12 protein-coding genes and 1 pseudogene are annotated in these 16,356 nt (G+C 72.4%); 5 read left to right on the forward strand and 8 right to left on the reverse strand.

The window, feature by feature from the left end; all coding sequences use genetic code 11:
- Window positions 1-35: 35 nt before the first annotated feature.
- The 6 genes from ACFZB3_RS26305 to ssd form a co-directional block, all read right to left on the reverse strand.
- Window positions 36-350, reverse strand: a complete 315-nt coding sequence (locus ACFZB3_RS26305; protein ID WP_391379145.1) for a TadE family type IV pilus minor pilin — start codon at window positions 348-350, stop codon at window positions 36-38.
- 28 nt (window positions 351-378) lie between these two features.
- Window positions 379-567: a DUF4244 domain-containing protein gene (locus tag ACFZB3_RS26310; RefSeq protein WP_391379147.1), complete on the reverse strand. Its 189-nt coding sequence runs from the start codon at window positions 565-567 to the stop codon at window positions 379-381.
- An 85-nt stretch (window positions 568-652) separates the two neighbouring features.
- On the reverse strand, window positions 653-1,441 hold the full coding sequence (locus tag ACFZB3_RS26315; protein ID WP_391379149.1) for a type II secretion system F family protein: 789 nt from the start codon (window positions 1,439-1,441) through the stop codon (window positions 653-655).
- A complete protein-coding gene (locus tag ACFZB3_RS26320; RefSeq protein ID WP_391379151.1) occupies window positions 1,438-2,298 on the reverse strand; it encodes a type II secretion system F family protein in 861 nt (286 codons plus the stop codon). The genes ACFZB3_RS26315 and ACFZB3_RS26320 overlap by 4 nt, the downstream gene beginning before the upstream one ends.
- A 92-nt stretch (window positions 2,299-2,390) precedes the next feature.
- The gene (locus ACFZB3_RS26325) at window positions 2,391-3,572 is read right to left on the reverse strand and encodes a TadA family conjugal transfer-associated ATPase (protein ID WP_391379152.1); all 1,182 of its coding nucleotides are present in this window, start codon (window positions 3,570-3,572) and stop codon (window positions 2,391-2,393) included.
- Window positions 3,569-4,669 (reverse strand): septum site-determining protein Ssd, encoded by a 1,101-nt coding sequence (gene ssd / locus ACFZB3_RS26330; protein WP_391379154.1) that lies wholly within the window; start codon window positions 4,667-4,669, stop codon window positions 3,569-3,571. Before ssd ends, ACFZB3_RS26325 begins: the two co-directional genes overlap by 4 nt.
- Window positions 4,670-5,251: 582 nt before the next feature.
- Here ssd and ACFZB3_RS26335 point away from each other — a divergent pair.
- Window positions 5,252-6,076 carry an HAD-IB family hydrolase gene (locus ACFZB3_RS26335; protein WP_391379156.1) on the forward strand — a complete coding sequence of 275 codons (825 nt, stop codon included), beginning with the start codon at window positions 5,252-5,254 and terminating at the stop codon, window positions 6,074-6,076.
- Between the two features lie 476 nt (window positions 6,077-6,552).
- Here the strand turns inward: ACFZB3_RS26335 and ACFZB3_RS26340 are convergent, their stop codons facing one another.
- The gene (locus tag ACFZB3_RS26340) at window positions 6,553-7,377 is read right to left on the reverse strand and encodes an oxidoreductase (RefSeq protein WP_391379158.1); all 825 of its coding nucleotides are present in this window, start codon (window positions 7,375-7,377) and stop codon (window positions 6,553-6,555) included.
- A 100-nt stretch (window positions 7,378-7,477) separates the two neighbouring features.
- Between ACFZB3_RS26340 and ACFZB3_RS26345 the strand changes: the two genes are divergently transcribed.
- Window positions 7,478-8,458 (forward strand): ATP-binding protein, encoded by a 981-nt coding sequence (locus ACFZB3_RS26345; RefSeq protein ID WP_391379160.1) that lies wholly within the window; start codon window positions 7,478-7,480, stop codon window positions 8,456-8,458.
- 26 nt (window positions 8,459-8,484) lie between these two features.
- On the opposite strand, the gene ACFZB3_RS26350 is transcribed toward ACFZB3_RS26345, so the two are convergent.
- Window positions 8,485-9,747: a hypothetical protein gene (locus ACFZB3_RS26350; RefSeq protein WP_391379162.1), complete on the reverse strand. Its 1,263-nt coding sequence runs from the start codon at window positions 9,745-9,747 to the stop codon at window positions 8,485-8,487.
- A 281-nt stretch (window positions 9,748-10,028) separates the two neighbouring features.
- On the opposite strand from ACFZB3_RS26350, the gene ACFZB3_RS26355 reads away from it, so the two are divergent.
- The 3 genes and pseudogenes from ACFZB3_RS26355 to nhaA all read left to right on the forward strand — a co-directional run bounded on the left by ACFZB3_RS26355 (window position 10,029) and on the right by nhaA (window position 16,317).
- Window positions 10,029-12,434 (forward strand): SulP family inorganic anion transporter, encoded by a 2,406-nt coding sequence (locus tag ACFZB3_RS26355; protein WP_391379163.1) that lies wholly within the window; start codon window positions 10,029-10,031, stop codon window positions 12,432-12,434.
- Between the two features lie 242 nt (window positions 12,435-12,676).
- Window positions 12,677-14,635 carry an acetate--CoA ligase gene (gene acs / locus ACFZB3_RS26360; protein ID WP_391379166.1) on the forward strand — a complete coding sequence of 653 codons (1,959 nt, stop codon included), beginning with the start codon at window positions 12,677-12,679 and terminating at the stop codon, window positions 14,633-14,635.
- Window positions 14,636-14,843: 208 nt separating this feature from the next.
- Window positions 14,844-16,317 (forward strand): annotated as a pseudogene (gene nhaA, locus ACFZB3_RS26365) (Na+/H+ antiporter NhaA).
- Window positions 16,318-16,356: the final 39 nt, after the last annotated feature.

A 16,356-nucleotide genomic window follows, 5' to 3' on the forward strand; every position in this document is an offset into this window, starting at 1 on the left:
ACGCAGCCGCAGCCGAACGACCACCGCACGCCCCCTCACGGCCCCTCCGCGAGTGCCACCGCCGACTCCCGCACCTCGAACGGCAACGCGCCGAGCACCGGCGGCCTCGCCACCACCGTCACCCGCACCACGTCACCCTCCCGGCCGACCGTCACCGCCGCCCCGTCCGGCGCCGCCTCCTTCGTCACCGCGATCACCGCGTCCTCGGCGTCCTGCCGCGCCGCGGCCCGCGCCCCGGTGCGGGCGGCGTCCACGCACCTGATCTGGGCGGCCACCACGAGCAGCCCCCACACCAGCGCCATCGTGAACGCCACCAGCACCGGCAGCACCACGGCCGCCTCCGCGGTCACGAACCCCCGGTCCGCCCCGCGCCCCCGCTCACATCCGCGCACTGAGGGCTCGTTTCACGATGGCCTGGAGCTCCGCGCTGACCTGCCCGCTCGTCACGACCGCGTAGAGGACCGCCGCGAACCCGACGGCGGCGATGATCCCCATCGCGTACTCGGAGGTGACCATTCCCGCGTCCCTGCGCGTCAGCTTCCACATCTTCCAGCACATCTCACGCATTTCGACTCCCTTGAACTCTCTCGAACTCGCTTGAACTCGCTTGGATTTGACTTCGTTTCCCGTCGGCGGCCCGCTATCGCGCCCTTCATCCACCACCCCCTCGCAGCACCCCGCCCGCGAGTCCGATCACCACGGGCAGCACACCGACCGCGATGAACGCGGGCAGGAAGCACAGCCCCACCGGCGCCGAGATCAGCACGGCCGCCCGTCGTGCCCGCGTGGTCGCGCTCCTTGCCCACTCGGCCCGGGCGTCCGAGGCGAGCCGGGCGACGGGCGCGGCCGCCGGCATCCCCGACTCGTCCGCGCGCTCCAGCAGCCGGGCCAGGGCGGCGGCCCCCGGCAGTCCGGCCAACCGCCGCCAGGCTGCCGCCGGTTCGCCGCCCAGTCGCACCTCCGCCGCGCCCCGCGCCAGCCCCTCCCCGACAGGCCCGCCGAGGGCCTCTCCGACGGCCTGGGCGGCGACCACCGGACCGGCCCCCGCGGCGATGCAGGCCGCCAGGAGGTCGGCGGCGAGCGGGAGTTGACGCGCGGCCTCGGCCGCCTCCGCCTCGACCGTCCGGTCCGTGCCGCCCGCCCGGCTCCGCCACTGCCACAACCCCACCGCCGCGGCCAGCCCCAGCAGCACCCCGACGACCCCGCCGACCAGCACCCAGCCGCCGCACACCACCCCGACGACCGGCAGCCACCTGCGGACGGCATCGCCGACGGCGGACTGCTTCTCCGCCTGCGCCGGCCTCTCCAGGCCGAGCAGTTCGGCCACCTTGCGCCGGGCCCAGCGCCTGTGCCTGGCCCGCTCCAGCCGCCATGCCGACCAGCCCAGGACCGCCAGCACGGCGACCGTCACCCCCAGCCTGTGGACAACCTCCGCGCTCATGCCGCCTCGGCTCCCCGCACGATCCGGACCGCCCACCACATCCCGGCGCCCTCGAACACCGCACCGGCGACCAGGCAGCCCAGGCCCGCCCCGGTGTGCAGCAGCACGTGCAGCGGGTCGGCGCCCATGGCCGAGCCGAGCAGGAGGCCGAGGGCGGGCAGCGCGGCGAGCATCACCGCGGTGGCCCGGGCTCCCGACAACTGGGCGCGCAGGTCGGCGCGTTGGTCGCGTTCGGCACGCAGGGCGGCGTCCAGGCGGTCGAGACCGGCCGCGAGTCCGGCGCCCTGGTCGACCGCCACCCGCCAGCAGGCCGCGAGCCCCAGCAGGCCCTCGGCACCGGGCTGCCGCGCCGCCAGCGCCAGCGCCTCCGGCACGTCCCCGCCGAAGCGGGCCGCCGCCACCACGGCCGGCCGGGCCTCACCGAGCCCGCCGGAGTCCTGAGCGGCCCGCAACAGCGCCTCACCCGGCTGGCGTCCCGCACGCACCTCGCCGGCGAGCGCCCCGCACAGCGCGATCACCGCGTCGGCGCGCGCCTGCCGGGTCCGCCGCGCCCGTCGGGCCAGCCGTACCCGGCGCAGCACCGGCACCCCGGCCGCTCCCGCGAGGACCGGAAGGACCGAGGCGGCGAGAAGCGCGAGCGCGACACCGACGGCCAGGGCCCACCACTCACCCCGCCAACGGCCGTGCAGCCGCCGTAGTTCCCCGAGCGCCTGCTCCCAGGAGGGCGGCCCGGTGGTCACCGCCCCACCACCGGCGAGCAGCAGCCGCGTCCGCCGTACCTCACGCTGCCGTTCGGCCAGCAGCCAGGCCAGGACCCCGCCGCACACCACGGCCGCGCCGACCGTCGTCTCACCCATCACACACGCCCCTTTCAACCCATAAATGGCTTTCAACTCACGGATCTCTTTCAACTCACGGATCACTGAGGTCACTTCGGACCGGGCGGAACTCACAGGCAGGCCGCGTCGCTCCGCAGCAGCCCCCGCAGCCGCTCCCACCCCTGCTCCCGCGCGAACTCCGCCGCGTCCCAGCGCAGTGCCGGCACCGTTCGCACCAGTCCGGAGGGGTCCCGCTCCAGGACGTGCACCTCGGCGATCCGCCGCCGGCCCGCACGGTCCCGGACCAGGTGCAGCACCACCGACAGCGCGGCAGCGAGCTGGCTGTGCAGGGCGGCCCGGTCGAGCCCGGCGGCCGTGCCGAGTGCCTCCAGGCGGGCCGGTACGTCCGCGGCCGCGTTGGCGTGCACGGTGCCGCAGCCGCCCTCGTGGCCGGTGTTGAGCGCGGCCAGCAGGTCGACCACCTCGGGCCCGCGGACCTCGCCGACGACGAGCCGGTCGGGCCGCATCCGCAGGGCCTGCCGGACCAGGTCCTCCAGGGTGACCAGGCCGGCGCCCTCCTGGTTGGCGGGTCTGGTCTCCAGCCGTACGACATGCGGGTGTTCGGGCCTGAGCTCCGCCGAGTCCTCGGCGAGCACGATCCGCTCGCCCGGGCCGACGAGACCGAGCAGGGTACTCAGGAGGGTCGTCTTTCCTGTGCCGGTACCACCGCTGACCAGGAAGGACAGCCGGGCCGCGAGGAGGGCCCGCAGGATCCGGTCGCCGCCCGGGGGCACGGTCCCGGCCGCGACCAGTTCGTCGAGGGTGAACGCCCGCGGACGGACCACCCGCAGGGACAGGCAGGTGCAGCCGACGGCCACCGGAGGCAGGACCGCGTGCAGGCGGGTGCCGTCGGGCAGCCGGGCGTCCGCCCAGGGACGCGCGTCGTCCAGGCGCCGGCCGGCCACCGCGGCCAGCCGCTGCGCGAGGCGCCGTACCGCCGCCGCGTCCGGGAAGGCGACGCCGGTCAGTTCGAGGCCGCCGCCGCGGTCCACCCAGACCCGGTCCGGGGCGGTCACCAGGACGTCGGTGACCGCGGGGTCGGCGAGCAGGGGCTCCAGGGGGCCGCTGCCGACCAGTTCGGAGCGCAGGCGCTCGGCCGCGCCGAGGACCTCGGTGTCGCCGAGGACCCGTCCCTGGGCGCGCAGTGCCTGTGCCACCCGCGCGGGTGTCGGTTCGGCGCCGCTCTCGGCGAGCCAGCGCCGTACTCCGTCGAGGAGGGCCGGGCCGTCGGTGCCCGCGGTGCCGGGCCTCATGCGACACCGCCGGCCTCGACCAGCGTGCGCTCCCAGAAGCCCTTGCAGAAGCGGGCCAGCGGTCCGCGTGCGGCGGACCCGGGCGGTTTCCGGTTCGGGCGGGACAGGCCGGGTTCGGCGGGTACCTCGCCGGCCAGCGGCAGGCCGAGCAGCCGGGCCACCTCGCGGTCGTCGAGGCCCGGCGCGTACGGCCCCCGTACCGCCACCCTGAGGTCGCGCACGACCATGCCGACGGTGGCGGCCACCCGGCCGGCCGCGGCGACGGCGCGGAGTTCGGCGGGGACCACCAGGACGGCCAGGTCGAGCTGGGTGAGGACCTCGGCGACCCCGTCGTCCAGGCGGCGCGGCAGGTCGACGACGACCGTGCCGCCGCGCCGCCGGGCGGCGGCGAGCACCGCGCGGACGGCGGGCGGCGGGATCGCCACGCAGTCGCCGCGGTCCCAGCTGAGGATCCGCAGCGAGTGCAGTTCGGGCAGCGACTCCTCCAGGGCGCCGCTGCCGAGCCGGCCGCGCGAGGCGGCGAAGGCGGGCCAGCGCAGGCCCTCGGCGGTCTCGCCGCCGAGGAGTACGTCGATTCCGCCACCCAGCGGATCCGCGTCCACGAGCAGGGTGCGCAGTCCCTCCCTCGCGGAGGTGACGGCGAGCGCGCAGGCAAGCGTGGAGGCACCGGCCCCGCCCCGGCCGCCGATGACGCCGACGGTGAGGGCCGGGCGGCCCACGCCCTCGACGACGTCGGCGATCCGGTCCACGAGCCACTGCTCGCCGTCGGGCAGCATCAGGACGTGGTCCGCGCCGATCTCCACGGCCCGTTTCCAGACGTCGGGGTCGTCCTGGTCGAGGCCCACCAGGACCACCCCGCGCCGGCGCGTGGCTCCGCGGACCCGCCGTGCGGCGTCGTCGCCGACCAGGACGAGCGGGGCGGACTCCCAGCCGCCGCCGCGTTCCGGAGGGCCGTGGTGGACCTCCGGTTTGGCGCCGGCCGCGGCGCACAGGCGCAGCAGGTCGTCGAGGAGTTCGGCGTCCTCGGTGACGATCATCGGGCGTCCGGGCCGTCCCGAGGCGGCGGACGGCGGGTCGTGGGTGACAGTTCCGGCCACGTGAGCTTCCCCCTTGGCTGCGTTCTCCCGCGTGGCCCCTGCGGCCACGCGATTCCCAAACGTGCGAAGAACCGGCAAGCGGCTCCTTATGCACGGCCGACAGAAACCGGCCATTGGCGCCCGACAAACGGAACCGGCCATGAACTCGCCGCCGCCGGAGCGCGCTGGAATCACGGTGCAGCGAACCCGGAAATCGTGTGGATCTTGGTCCGAAACTGTGGACAACTCGACGGCTGTGAATATCGCCGTCACCCATACCGGTGAGGCCCGTTCCGGGCTCCGTGCGACTTCCACAGCGCAGCGCTGCGACTACCCACCGTGACGGATCATGGGCATGCGAAAGGGGCGGCCGAAGCCGCCCGACCACGGCCTCACGGCCCGCGAGAGAGGAGAAAAACCCACCCGGACATGCGACGACCCCCACCGGGGGGGAGAGTGGGGGTCGTCTCCACGGCCGACTCGGGGGGGGAGGAGCCGGACCGGGTTAGCACGGTCGCGAACGATCCGTGACTTCCATGGTGTACCCGAGAGCCCTCTCAGGCAAACCCACGCGCCACACCTTACGCCGAATGGTGGGCGCCTATGCTCGGGGGCGTGGAAAGCCACTCCTTGCCCCGCACAGCGGCCTTCTTTGACCTGGACAAGACGGTCATTGCGAAGTCGAGCACGCTCACCTTCAGCAAGTCGTTCTACCAAGGCGGTCTGATCAACCGCAGGGCGGCGCTGCGCAACGCGTACTCCCAGTTCGTGTTCCTGGTCGGCGGTATGGACCACGACCAGATGGAGCGCACCCGCGCGTACCTGTCCGGCCTCGTCCGTGGCTGGAATGTCCAGCAGGTCAAGGAGATCGTCGCCGAGACCCTGCACGACCTGATCGACCCGATCATCTACGACGAGGCCGCCTCCCTCATCGAGGAGCACCACAAGGCAGGCCGGGACGTCGTCATCGTCTCCACCTCGGGCGCCGAGGTGGTCGAGCCGATCGGCGAACTGCTCGGCGCCGACCGGGTGGTGGCCACCCGCATGGTCGTCGGCGACGACGGCTGCTACACCGGCGAGGTGGAGTACTACGCGTACGGGCCGACCAAGGCCGAGGCCGTCCGGGAGCTGGCCGCCTCCGAGGGGTACGACCTGGACCGCTGCTACGCCTACAGCGACTCGGCGACCGACCTGCCGATGCTCCAGGCCGTCGGGCATCCGCACGCCGTGAACCCGGACCGCACGCTGCGCCGCGAGGCCCTCGCCCGCGGCTGGCCGATCCTGGACTTCCACCGGCCGGTACGGCTCAAGCAGCGGATCTCCGCGCCCCCGCGCCCGGCCCTGGTCGCCGCGGCGGCCATAGGAGCGGCCGCCGCCACCGCGGGCCTGGTCTGGTACGCGAGCCGGCGCCGGAGCACGGTCGCCTGAACCGGCCACTCCGGCCCTCCCGGCCCTCCCGGCCCTCCCGGCCCTCCCGGCCCTCCCGGCCCTCCCGGCCCTCCCGGCTCCCCGGCCCCATTCACCCGTTCGGCCTGTCGGCGCCCCTTTAGGGAGTCTTTGAACCCAAAAGTAAAGAACTGCAGGCAGGGGTTCCGCTTGCTCCGGGCTTGCAGTACAAAGGGGTTAGCGGCCCGCGAGACCAAAGGACATCCGAGAGGATCACCTTTAAAACGCATTTGGCCCCACGGACCGAGCATGGACACTGGGCACCCACGCGACGTCGACCCGTCGATTACGGGCCAGCCGCACCAGGTGACGGGCAAAGCACCCGACCTGATGGGCGACATATCGAGGACGCTTGGTAACCCGGCGAGCATGCCAGCGGCGGTACGAGAACTCGTACCGCCGCAACCCTTTTCCGGAGCCTCGCCCGGCCTTGCGCCCGGGCCCCGCGCCGCCCCGCCCTACGCCGCCCCGCGCTGCAGCGCCTCGCACACCGCCGTCGACTCGCGCACGCCGAGTTCGACCGCGCGCCCGCAGTGTGCGATCCAGGCCGCCATCCCTTCCGGAGTGCCGGACACATAGCCGTCCAGGGCCGCCAGATAGGAGGCGCGGCCCAGTTCGGCGTGGCCGACCTCGGCGGGGCAGATCGCCTTGGGGTCGAGGCCGCTGGCGATCAGCACGATCCGCTCGGCCGCGCGGGCGACCAGCCCGTTGCACGAGGTGAAGGGCCGCAGCGCGAGCAGTTCGCCGTGCACCACGGCGGCCGTCACCAGCGCGGGCGCCTCGCTCCCCGCGACGATCAGTTCGGAGAGCCCCTCCAGGCGCCCCGACACCTCGTCGGCGTCGGGCAGTTCCAGTTCCACCAGCGGCTCGTCGACGCCCTCGCCGGCCCGCCGCGGCCGGCCGACCTGCTCGTCGCCCGTCGCGGCCGCCACCAGGTGCAGGCGGGCCAGCACCCGCAGCGGCGACTGCCGCCAGATGGACAGCAGCTGGCCCGCCTCCGCGGTCAGCCGCAGGGCCGCGCCGACGACGCGCGCGTCGTCGTCCACACCGAAGTCGGAGCGCCGCCGCACCTCCTCCAGCGCCCAGTCGGCGCCGGAGAGCGCGGCGCTGCCCCGGGCGGCCCGCAGCGCGGCCTCCGAGGTGACGGCGTTGCTGCGGCGCCGCATGACCCGGTGCCCGTAGACCCGGTCCACGGCCTTGCGCACGGACTCCACGGACTCGGCCACCCCGGACAGCGAGCCCAGGGCCGCGAGCGGATCAGCGGTCGCACCAGTCGTACTCATGAGTACGACACTACGCACCCCGCCCGGGGACTCCACGAAGGAGTGGTCTTCTTCACTTCACGTGACACGTACAGCTATCACCCGACTACCCTTCGTGAACATGAAAATTGCTTTCGTCGGAAAGGGCGGCAGCGGCAAGACCACGCTCTCCTCCCTGTTCATCCGCCACCTCGCGGCCGCCGGTGCGCCGGTCGTCGCCGTCGACGCCGACATCAACCAGCACCTGGGCCCCGCGCTCGGCCTCGACGAGGCGGAGGCGGAGGCACTGCCCGCGATGGGCGAGCGGCTCTCCCTGATCAAGGACTACCTGCGCGGCCACAACCCGCGCATCGCCTCCGCCGCGACCATGATCAAGACCACCCCGCCCGGCGAGGGTTCGCGACTGGTCCGGGTGCGGGAGCCCAATCCGGTGTACGACGCCTGCGCACGTCCGGTGGAACTCGACGGCGGCGCCGTCCGTTTGATGGTCACCGGGCCCTTCACGGACGCCGACCTGGGGGTCTCCTGCTACCACTCCAAGACGGGAGCGGTGGAGCTGTTCCTGAACCACCTCGCCGACGGCCCCGACGAGTACGTCGTGGTGGACATGACGGCGGGCTCGGACTCCTTCGCCTCCGGCATGTTCACCCGCTTCGACATCACGTTCCTCGTCGCCGAGCCGACCCGGAAGGGGGTCTCCGTCTACCGCCAGTACAAGGAGTACGCCCGGGACTTCGGCGTCGTCCTGAAGGTCGTGGGCAACAAGGTGCAGGGGCCGGAGGACATCGACTTCCTGCGCTCGGAGGTCGGGGACGACCTGCTGGTCACGGTCGGGCACTCGGACTGGGTGCGCGCCATGGAGAAGGGCCGGCCGCCCCGGTTCGACCTCCTGGAGACCCCCAACTCCCGCGCCCTGCGCGCCCTCAAGGTGGCCACCGACGCGACGTACGAGCTGCGGGACTGGGAGCGCTACACCCGGCAGATGGTCCACTTCCACCTGAAGAACGCCCTGTCCTGGGGGAACGAGCGCACCGGAGCCGACCTGGCGGCGCAGATCGACCCCGGCTTCGTGCTCGGCGAGGGAGTGGCCACCCCTGCCTGACGGGTGGCCGGCCCCGGTCTCCGCGCCTACTGCTTGACGGCCGGCGCCCCGGGCACCCCCTTCGGTGCCGGGGCGGGGCGGCCGGACAGGAAGGACTCCCAGCCCAGCCGCGGCGCCTCGCCCACGTTCAGGGTGCGCAGCCTCGCCAGGACCTGCGGGTCCTGGGCGTCCAGCCAGTCGGCCAGCTGGCGGAAGGAGACACAGCGCACCTCGGGCTTGTTGCAGACGTCGGCGACGACCTCGTCGAGGGCGCGCATGTAGGTGCCGCCGTTCCAGGACTCGAAGTGGTTGCCGATGACGAGCGGTGCGCGGTTGCCGTTGTAGGCCCGGTTGAAGCCCTGGAGCAGCCCGTCGCGCATCTGGTCGCCCCAGTAGTCGTACTTGTCGGGGTCGCCCTGGGTCGACGTTCCGGACTGGTTGACCATGAAGTTGTAGTCCATGGTCAGCTGCTCGTAGGTGTGGCCGGGGAAGGGGACGAGCTGCATCGACAGGTCCCACAGCCCTTCCCGCTTCTTGGGCCAGACCTGGTCGTTGACGCCACTGGTGTCGTAGCGGAAGCCCAGTCGGCTCGCCGCCTTCACGAAGTTCTTCTGCCCCTCCAGGCAGGGGGTCCGGGCGCCGATGAGCTCCTTGTCGTAGTCGAAGGGCAGCGGTGCGGCGTTCTTCATGCCGGTGTTGGTCTTCCAGGTCTTCACGAACTGCTTGGCCTGGGCGATCTCGCTCTTCCACTCGGCCACCGACCACTCACCGACCCCGCCGTCGGGGCCGCAGAAGTGCCCGTTGAAGTGGGTGCCGATCTCGTTGCCCTCCAGCCAGGCCAGCCGTAGCTGCTTGACCGTGTCGGTGATGCCCTGCTCGTCGTTGAAGCCGATCTCGGAGCTGCCGGGCGAGTGCTGCGGGGGCCGGTAGAGGTCACGCTTCTCCTCGGGCAGCATGTAGACGCCGCTGAGGAAGAACGTCATGTTCGCCCGGTTCTCCTTGGCGACCTTGCGGAAGTGCGAGAACAGCTTCTGGCTGTCCTCGCCCGAGCCGTCCCAGGAGAACACCACGAACTGCGGGGGCTTCTCACCGGCCTTGAGCCGCTCGGGCCGGGGCAGATGCGGCTGCGCCCCGGTGTACGCGGTGGATCCGTCGCCGATCAGACGGACTACGCTCTGGGGCGCCGGCGCTCCTTTCTGCGGCCCGGACGCCCCTTGTTCGGAGTTGGTACCGGTCGCGCAACCGGCGACCGACGCGGCACAGGCCGCGGCGGCCACGGCACCGACCGCAATCCTCTGGGTGGCGGCCAATTCCGCTCACCTTCTTCCTTCTCTCGGCGAACGCCGGTGACGGCGTTTTATGGCGATGTGCCGGGTATCTGCCGACAGCGCGGCAAAGATCGCATAGGACCGAGTGAGGGATTAATACGACAAGCCGATGAACTGCTCACTTCATCCATTGAGGTGAAGGGGTGCCCCATTTGCGCAGTAAATCCATGCTTGACCTTTACCTTGCATTACGATTCGTTTACTGAACGTTGGTTCATCCCGCCCAGATCCGCGACCGCGCTGCCCCGGAGGAGACGGGAAACATGTCATCAGCCTGCGTACCCGCCCACCCCGAGAGCCTCGGCCTCGCCCGAGCCACAACTCCCAAGGCCGTCACCGGCGCTGACCGGCCACAGCGCCCGCCCACGCCCCCGCCCCCACCCACGCGCGGCCGCCTTCCCCTCGCGGGCGCCGATCTGTCCGCGTCCGTCGCGGTGTTCCTGATCGCCCTCCCGCTGTCCCTCGGCATCGCCCTCGCCACGGGTGCCCCGCTCCAGGCCGGCCTGGTCGCGGCGGCCGTCGGCGGTCTGGTCGCCGGACGGCTCGGCGGCTGCCCGCTCCAGGTCAGCGGCCCCGCCGCCGGACTCACCGTGGTCACCGCCGACCTGATCCACCGGTACGGCTGGCGGGCCACCTGCGGCATCACCGTCCTCGCCGGACTGGCCCAACTGGGCCTGGGCTGCCTGCGCGTGGCCCGGACCGCGCTCGCCGTCAGCCCGGCCGTGGTGCACGGCATGCTCGCCGGCATCGGTGTCACCATCGCCGTCGCCCAGCTGCACATCGTCCTCGGCGGCACCCCGCAGAGCTCGGTCCTCGCCAACGTCCGGGCGCTGCCAGCCCAGTTGGTGAACCTGCACCCGGCCGCCGTCGCGATGAGCGCACTGACCCTGGCCCTGCTGTTCGGCTGGCCCCGGATCCCGGGCAGAGCGGGCCGGCTGCTGCACACGGTCCCGGCCGCCCTGGTCGCCGTGGCCGGTGCCACCGCGACCGCCTCGCTCACCGGGCTCACCCTGCCCCGGGTCGACCTGCCGTCCTGGAGCAGCCATGCCCTGGCGGGGCTGCCCGAGGGGCCGGCGCTCGGCCTCGTCGCCGCCGTGCTCACCACCACCCTGGTCTGCAGCGTGCAGTCGCTGCTGGGCGCGGTCGCCGTGGACAAACTGGTGGCGGGCCGCACCGGACCCCAGTCCCGGCTCGGCCGCTCCGACCTGGACCGGGAGCTCCTCGGTCAGGGCGCGGGCAACATCGTTTCGGGGGCGCTCGGCGGGCTGCCGATCGCGGGGGTCGCGGTGCGCAGCTCGGCGAATGTGCAATCAGGCGCCGTGAGCCGGAACTCCACGATGATGCACGGCGTTTTCGTAGTAGCCGCCGCGCTGCTGATGGTCCCGGTCCTGGACCTCATCCCGCTCGCCTCGCTCGCCGCCCTGGTGATGGCCGTCGGCATCCAGATGGTGTCCCTGCACCACATCCGTACGGTGACCCGCCACCGCGAAGTGCTGGTGTACGCCGTCACCACGCTCGGGGTGGCTCTCCTCGGCGTCCTGGAGGGCGTGGTCCTCGGGGTCTCCGTGGCCGTCGCCGTCGCCCTGCACCGCCTCACCCGCACCCGCATCACGCACGAAGAGAAGGAAGGAGTCCATCACGTACACGTAAGAGGACAGCTGACGTTCCTCGCGGTGCCCCGGCTCAGCAGAGTCCTGCATCACGTGCCCCAAGGCGCCCACGCCGTGGTGGAGCTGGACGGTTCGTTCATGGACCACGCGGCGTACGAGTCACTGCGGGACTGGCGCAGGGCCCACACCGCGCGGGGCGGCTCCGCCGAACTGACCGGCTGCCGTGTGGGCGTCCGCGCACCGGAGTACGGCCACGGGCCGGAGCACGGCCGCCGCGCCGAGCCGCACACGGGTCATGGTCCCGGCCCGCGTCCCGGCCCGCGTGCCGGTCTCGGCCCCTGGCGCCGGTTCGGGAGGCCGGCCGGCGCGGGTCATGAACTCGCCCGAGGGATCAGCGCGTTCCAGCGCGACACCGCGCCCCTGGTGCGGGAGGAGCTGGCCCGGCTGGCGCGCGAGGGGCAGCGGCCGTCGCAGCTCTTCCTCACCTGCGCCGACTCCCGGCTCGTCACCTCGATGATCACCTCCAGTGGTCCGGGTGACCTGTTCGTGGTCCGCAACGTCGGGAACCTGGTCCCTCTTCCGGGTGAGGAGAACGGCGACGACTCGGTGGCGGCCGCGATCGAGTACGCGGTGGACGTGCTGAAGGTGCGGTCCATCACGGTGTGCGGGCACTCCGGGTGCGGGGCGATGCAGGCGCTGCTCGGCTCCGGGACCGGCGGTACGGCGACCCCGCTCGGGCGGTGGCTGCGGCACGGGCTGCCGAGCCTGGCGCGGCTGGCCGACGAGGGCGGAGCGGGGGCCCGGCTGGCCGGGCGGGCGGCGGCGGACACGGTGGAGCGGCTGTGCCTGACCAACGTGGTCCAGCAGTTGGAGCACCTGCGGGCGCACGACTCGGTGGCGCGAGCGCTGGCCGCGGGTGCGCTGGAGCTGCACGGGATGTACTTCCACGTGGGTGAGGCGCAGGCGTATCTGCTGAGCCGGGGCGGTGCGGACGCGGCGGGAGAGGGAGGCGTGTTCCAGGGGGTACCCGGCACGGAGGAGCTGGCCAGCCCGGCGTGAGCGGAAGGGCGGGCCCGGTGCGCCGCACCGCGGCCTGGACTGGCAGGCTCGGCACGCCCGACGGTGACACGGGGGTGACACGGGGGACGACGACACCGCGGACGGTGACGCGCCCGACCGTGGCTCACCCCGCCGGAACCGATAGGTCTAAACCAATTATTCGGCGGCCCTTGTCACCGGGGCCCCAGGTCTGATGAGCTGTGGCCTGGGACACAACGGACACCCTTCGAAAGGGAGATGTCGTGAGCAACGAAAGCCTGGCCAACCTCTTGAGGGAGGAGCGACGCTTCGCGCCGCCCGCTGACCTGGCCGAGAACGCCAATGTCACGGCCGAGGCGTACGAACAGGCCAAGGCTGACAGGCTCGGCTTCTGGGCCGCGCAGGCCCGTCGGCTGACCTGGGCCAAGGAGCCGACCGAGACGCTGGACTGGTCGAACCCGCCGTTCGCCAAGTGGTTCAAGGACGGCGCGCTCAACGTCGCGTACAACTGCGTGGACCGGCATGTGGAGGCCGGGCTCGGCGACCGGGTCGCCATCCACTTCGAGGGCGAGCCCGGCGACAGCCGCGCGATCACCTACGCCGAGCTGAAGGACGAGGTCTCCAGGGCGGCCAACGCGCTGCTGGAGCTCGGAGTTCAGAAGGGCGACCGGGTCGCGGTCTACATGCCGATGATCCCGGAGACGGCGATCGCGATGCTCGCCTGCGCCCGGATCGGCGCCGCGCACTCCGTGGTCTTCGGCGGCTTCTCGGCGGACGCGCTGGCCACCCGGATCCAGGACGCCGACGCCAAGGTCGTCATCACCTCCGACGGCGGCTACCGGCGCGGCAAGCCGTCCGCGCTCAAGCCGGCCGTGGACGAGGCGATCGGCAAGGTGGACAACGTCGAGCACGTGCTGGTCGTGCGCCGCACCGGGCAGGAAGTGGCCTGGGACGACGCGCGGGACGTGTGGTGGCACGAGATCGTCGAGCGGCAGCCGGCCGAGCACACGCCGGAGGCCTTCGACGCCGAGCACCCGCTCTTCATCCTCTACACGTCCGGTACGACGGGTAAGCCGAAGGGCATCCTGCACACCTCGGGCGGCTACCTCACGCAGGCGTCGTACACGCACTGGGCGGTGTTCGACCTCAAGCCGGAGACGGACGTGTACTGGTGCACGGCCGACGTCGGCTGGGTGACCGGCCACTCGTACATCGTGTACGGGCCGCTGGCCAACGGCGCGACGCAGGTGATGTACGAGGGCACCCCGGACACCCCGCACCAGGGCCGGTTCTGGGAGATCGTGCAGAAGTACGGGGTGACGATCCTGTACACGGCGCCCACCGCGATCCGCACGTTCATGAAGTGGGGCGACGACATCCCCGCGAAGTTCGACCTGAGCAGCCTGCGGGTGCTGGGTTCGGTGGGCGAGCCGATCAACCCCGAGGCGTGGATCTGGTACCGCAAGCACATCGGCGCCGACCGGACGCCGATCGTGGACACCTGGTGGCAGACCGAGACCGGCGCGATGATGATCTCGCCGCTGCCGGGCGTCACCACGACCAAGCCCGGTTCCGCGCAGACCCCGCTGCCCGGCATCTCGGCGACGGTCGTCGACGACGAGGCGCACGAGGTGCCGAACGGCGGTGGCGGCTACCTGGTGCTGACCGAGCCGTGGCCGTCGATGCTGCGCACGATCTGGGGCGACGACCAGCGGTTCCTGGACACGTACTGGTCGCGGTTCGAGGGCAAGTACTTCGCCGGTGACGGCGCGAAGAAGGACGACGACGGCGACATCTGGCTGCTCGGCCGGGTGGACGACGTCATGCTCGTCTCCGGGCACAACATCTCGACCACCGAGGTGGAGTCGGCGCTGGTGTCCCACCCGTCGGTCGCCGAGGCGGCCGTGGTCGGCGCGGCGGACGAGACGACCGGTCAGGCGATCGTCGCCTTCGTGATCCTGCGCGGCACGGCGAACGCCGAGGACGAGAACCTCATCGCCGACCTGCGCAACCACGTCGGCGCGACGCTCGGCCCGATCGCCAAGCCCAAGCGGGTCCTGCCGGTGGCCGAGCTGCCGAAGACCCGCTCCGGCAAGATCATGCGCCGGCTGCTGCGCGACGTCGCAGAGAACCGCCAGCTCGGCGACGTGACGACGCTGACCGACTCCACGGTCATGGACCTCATCCAGGCGAAGCTGCCGGCGGCGCCGAGCGAGGACTGACCTCGACCGGCCCGGCCGGCACAGCCACGCAGGCCCGAAGGGCGCCCGGCGCGAAACGCGCCGGGCGCCCTTTTTGCACCTACCGTGAAACTCACCTGGCAACTCCCGCCACACCTTAGGTAAACTAAGCAAAGTAGCGTGACCTCAAGGTGTGCCGGGAAGTCTGGTCGGCAAGTAGCCCTGTCCTGCCCACCGACCGGAGGTTCCCGTGTCCGCGCCCCGCACCGCCCCTGTCCGGAAGGTCCTCGGGCGGCTCTCGCTGCCCGAGCGGACCATCGTGGCGGACGCGCTGCGGACCGAGACCGTCGGCGGTGTGCTGCTGCTCGTCGCCGCGATAGCCGCGCTGGTCTGGGCGAACATCCCCGCGCTCCACCACAGCTACCAGAGCGTCGCCGACTTCCACTTCGGCCCTCGCGCCCTCGGCCTGGACCTCTCCGTCGCCCACTGGGCCGCCGACGGACTGCTCGCGGTCTTCTTCTTCGTCGCCGGCATCGAGCTCAAGCGCGAGCTGGTGGCGGGCGACCTGCGGGATCCGAAGGCGGCCGTCCTCCCGGTGGTCGCCGCGCTGTGCGGGATGGCCGTACCGGCGCTCGTCTACGCCCTCACCAACCTCGCCGGCGGCGGCTCCTTGCAGGGCTGGGCGGTGCCCACGGCCACCGACATCGCCTTCGCGCTGGCCGTGCTGGCGGTGATCGGCACCTCGCTGCCGGGCGCCCTGCGCGCCTTCCTGCTCACCCTCGCGGTCGTCGACGACCTGTTCGCGATCCTGATCATCGCGGTCTTCTTCACCGAGCGGATCGACTTCGCCGCGCTCGGCGGCGCGGTCCTCGGCCTCGCCGTCTTCTGGCTGCTGCTGCGCAGGGGCGTGCGCGGCTGGTACGTGTACGTCCCGCTCGCGGTCGTGATCTGGGCGCTGATGTACAACAGCGGCGTGCACGCGACGATCGCCGGTGTCGCGATGGGCCTGATGCTGCGCTGCACCACCCGCGAGGACGAGCAGCACTCCCCCGGCGAGCACGTCGAGCATCTGGTGCGGCCGTTGTCGGCGGGGCTGGCCGTGCCCCTGTTCGCGCTCTTCAGCGCCGGCGTGAAGGTGTCCGGAGGGGCGCTCGGCGACGTCTTCACCAAGCCGGAGACGCTCGGGGTCGTCCTCGGCCTGGTGGTGGGCAAGGCGGTCGGGATCTTCGGCGGGACCTGGCTGACCGCCCGCTTCACCCGGGCCTCGCTCAGCGAGGACCTCGAATGGGCGGACGTCTTCGCGGTGGCCTCGCTGGCCGGCATCGGCTTCACCGTCTCGCTGCTCATCGACGAACTCGCCTTCGCCGGCGACGCCGTGCTCACCGACGAGGTCAAGGCCGCCGTGCTCACCGGCTCGCTCATCGCGGCCCTGTGCGCCACCGTGCTGCTGAAGATACGCAACACCCGCTACCGCAGGCTGGTCGAGGCCGAGGAGCGGGACGACGACCTCGACGGCATCCCGGACGTCTACGAGCAGGACGACCCGGCGTACCACCTGCGGATGGCGGAGATATACGACCGCAAGGCCGCCGAACACCGCCGGATCGCCGCCGAGAAAGCCGCCCAGTAGCCGCCCCGCAGCCACCCCGCGGCCGCCCCGAAGGCATGACGCGCCTGCCGAAGTGCCGGGCGGGGCAGGCGAGCAGGGCGGCCGTCCGGCATGATCTGACGAGACGGTACAAAAGACGATGACAAGTACGCAG

Source organism: Streptomyces sp. NPDC008092 (assembly GCF_042957285.1).
Classification (GTDB): Bacteria; Actinomycetota; Actinomycetes; order Streptomycetales; family Streptomycetaceae; genus Streptomyces.

Coding starts and splice junctions, on each gene's coding strand:
- ACFZB3_RS26310 (WP_391379147.1), bottom strand. CDS start 567: ATGCGTGAGATGTGCTGGAAGATGTGGAAGCTGACGCGCAGGGACGCG.
- ACFZB3_RS26315 (WP_391379149.1), bottom strand. CDS start 1,441: ATGAGCGCGGAGGTTGTCCACAGGCTGGGGGTGACGGTCGCCGTGCTG.
- ACFZB3_RS26320 (WP_391379151.1), bottom strand. CDS start 2,298: ATGGGTGAGACGACGGTCGGCGCGGCCGTGGTGTGCGGCGGGGTCCTG.
- ACFZB3_RS26325 (WP_391379152.1), bottom strand. CDS start 3,572: ATGAGGCCCGGCACCGCGGGCACCGACGGCCCGGCCCTCCTCGACGGA.
- ACFZB3_RS26335 (WP_391379156.1), top strand. CDS start 5,252: ATGCTCGGGGGCGTGGAAAGCCACTCCTTGCCCCGCACAGCGGCCTTC.
- ACFZB3_RS26340 (WP_391379158.1), bottom strand. CDS start 7,377: ATGAGTACGACTGGTGCGACCGCTGATCCGCTCGCGGCCCTGGGCTCG.
- ACFZB3_RS26345 (WP_391379160.1), top strand. CDS start 7,478: ATGAAAATTGCTTTCGTCGGAAAGGGCGGCAGCGGCAAGACCACGCTC.
- ACFZB3_RS26355 (WP_391379163.1), top strand. CDS start 10,029: ATGTCATCAGCCTGCGTACCCGCCCACCCCGAGAGCCTCGGCCTCGCC.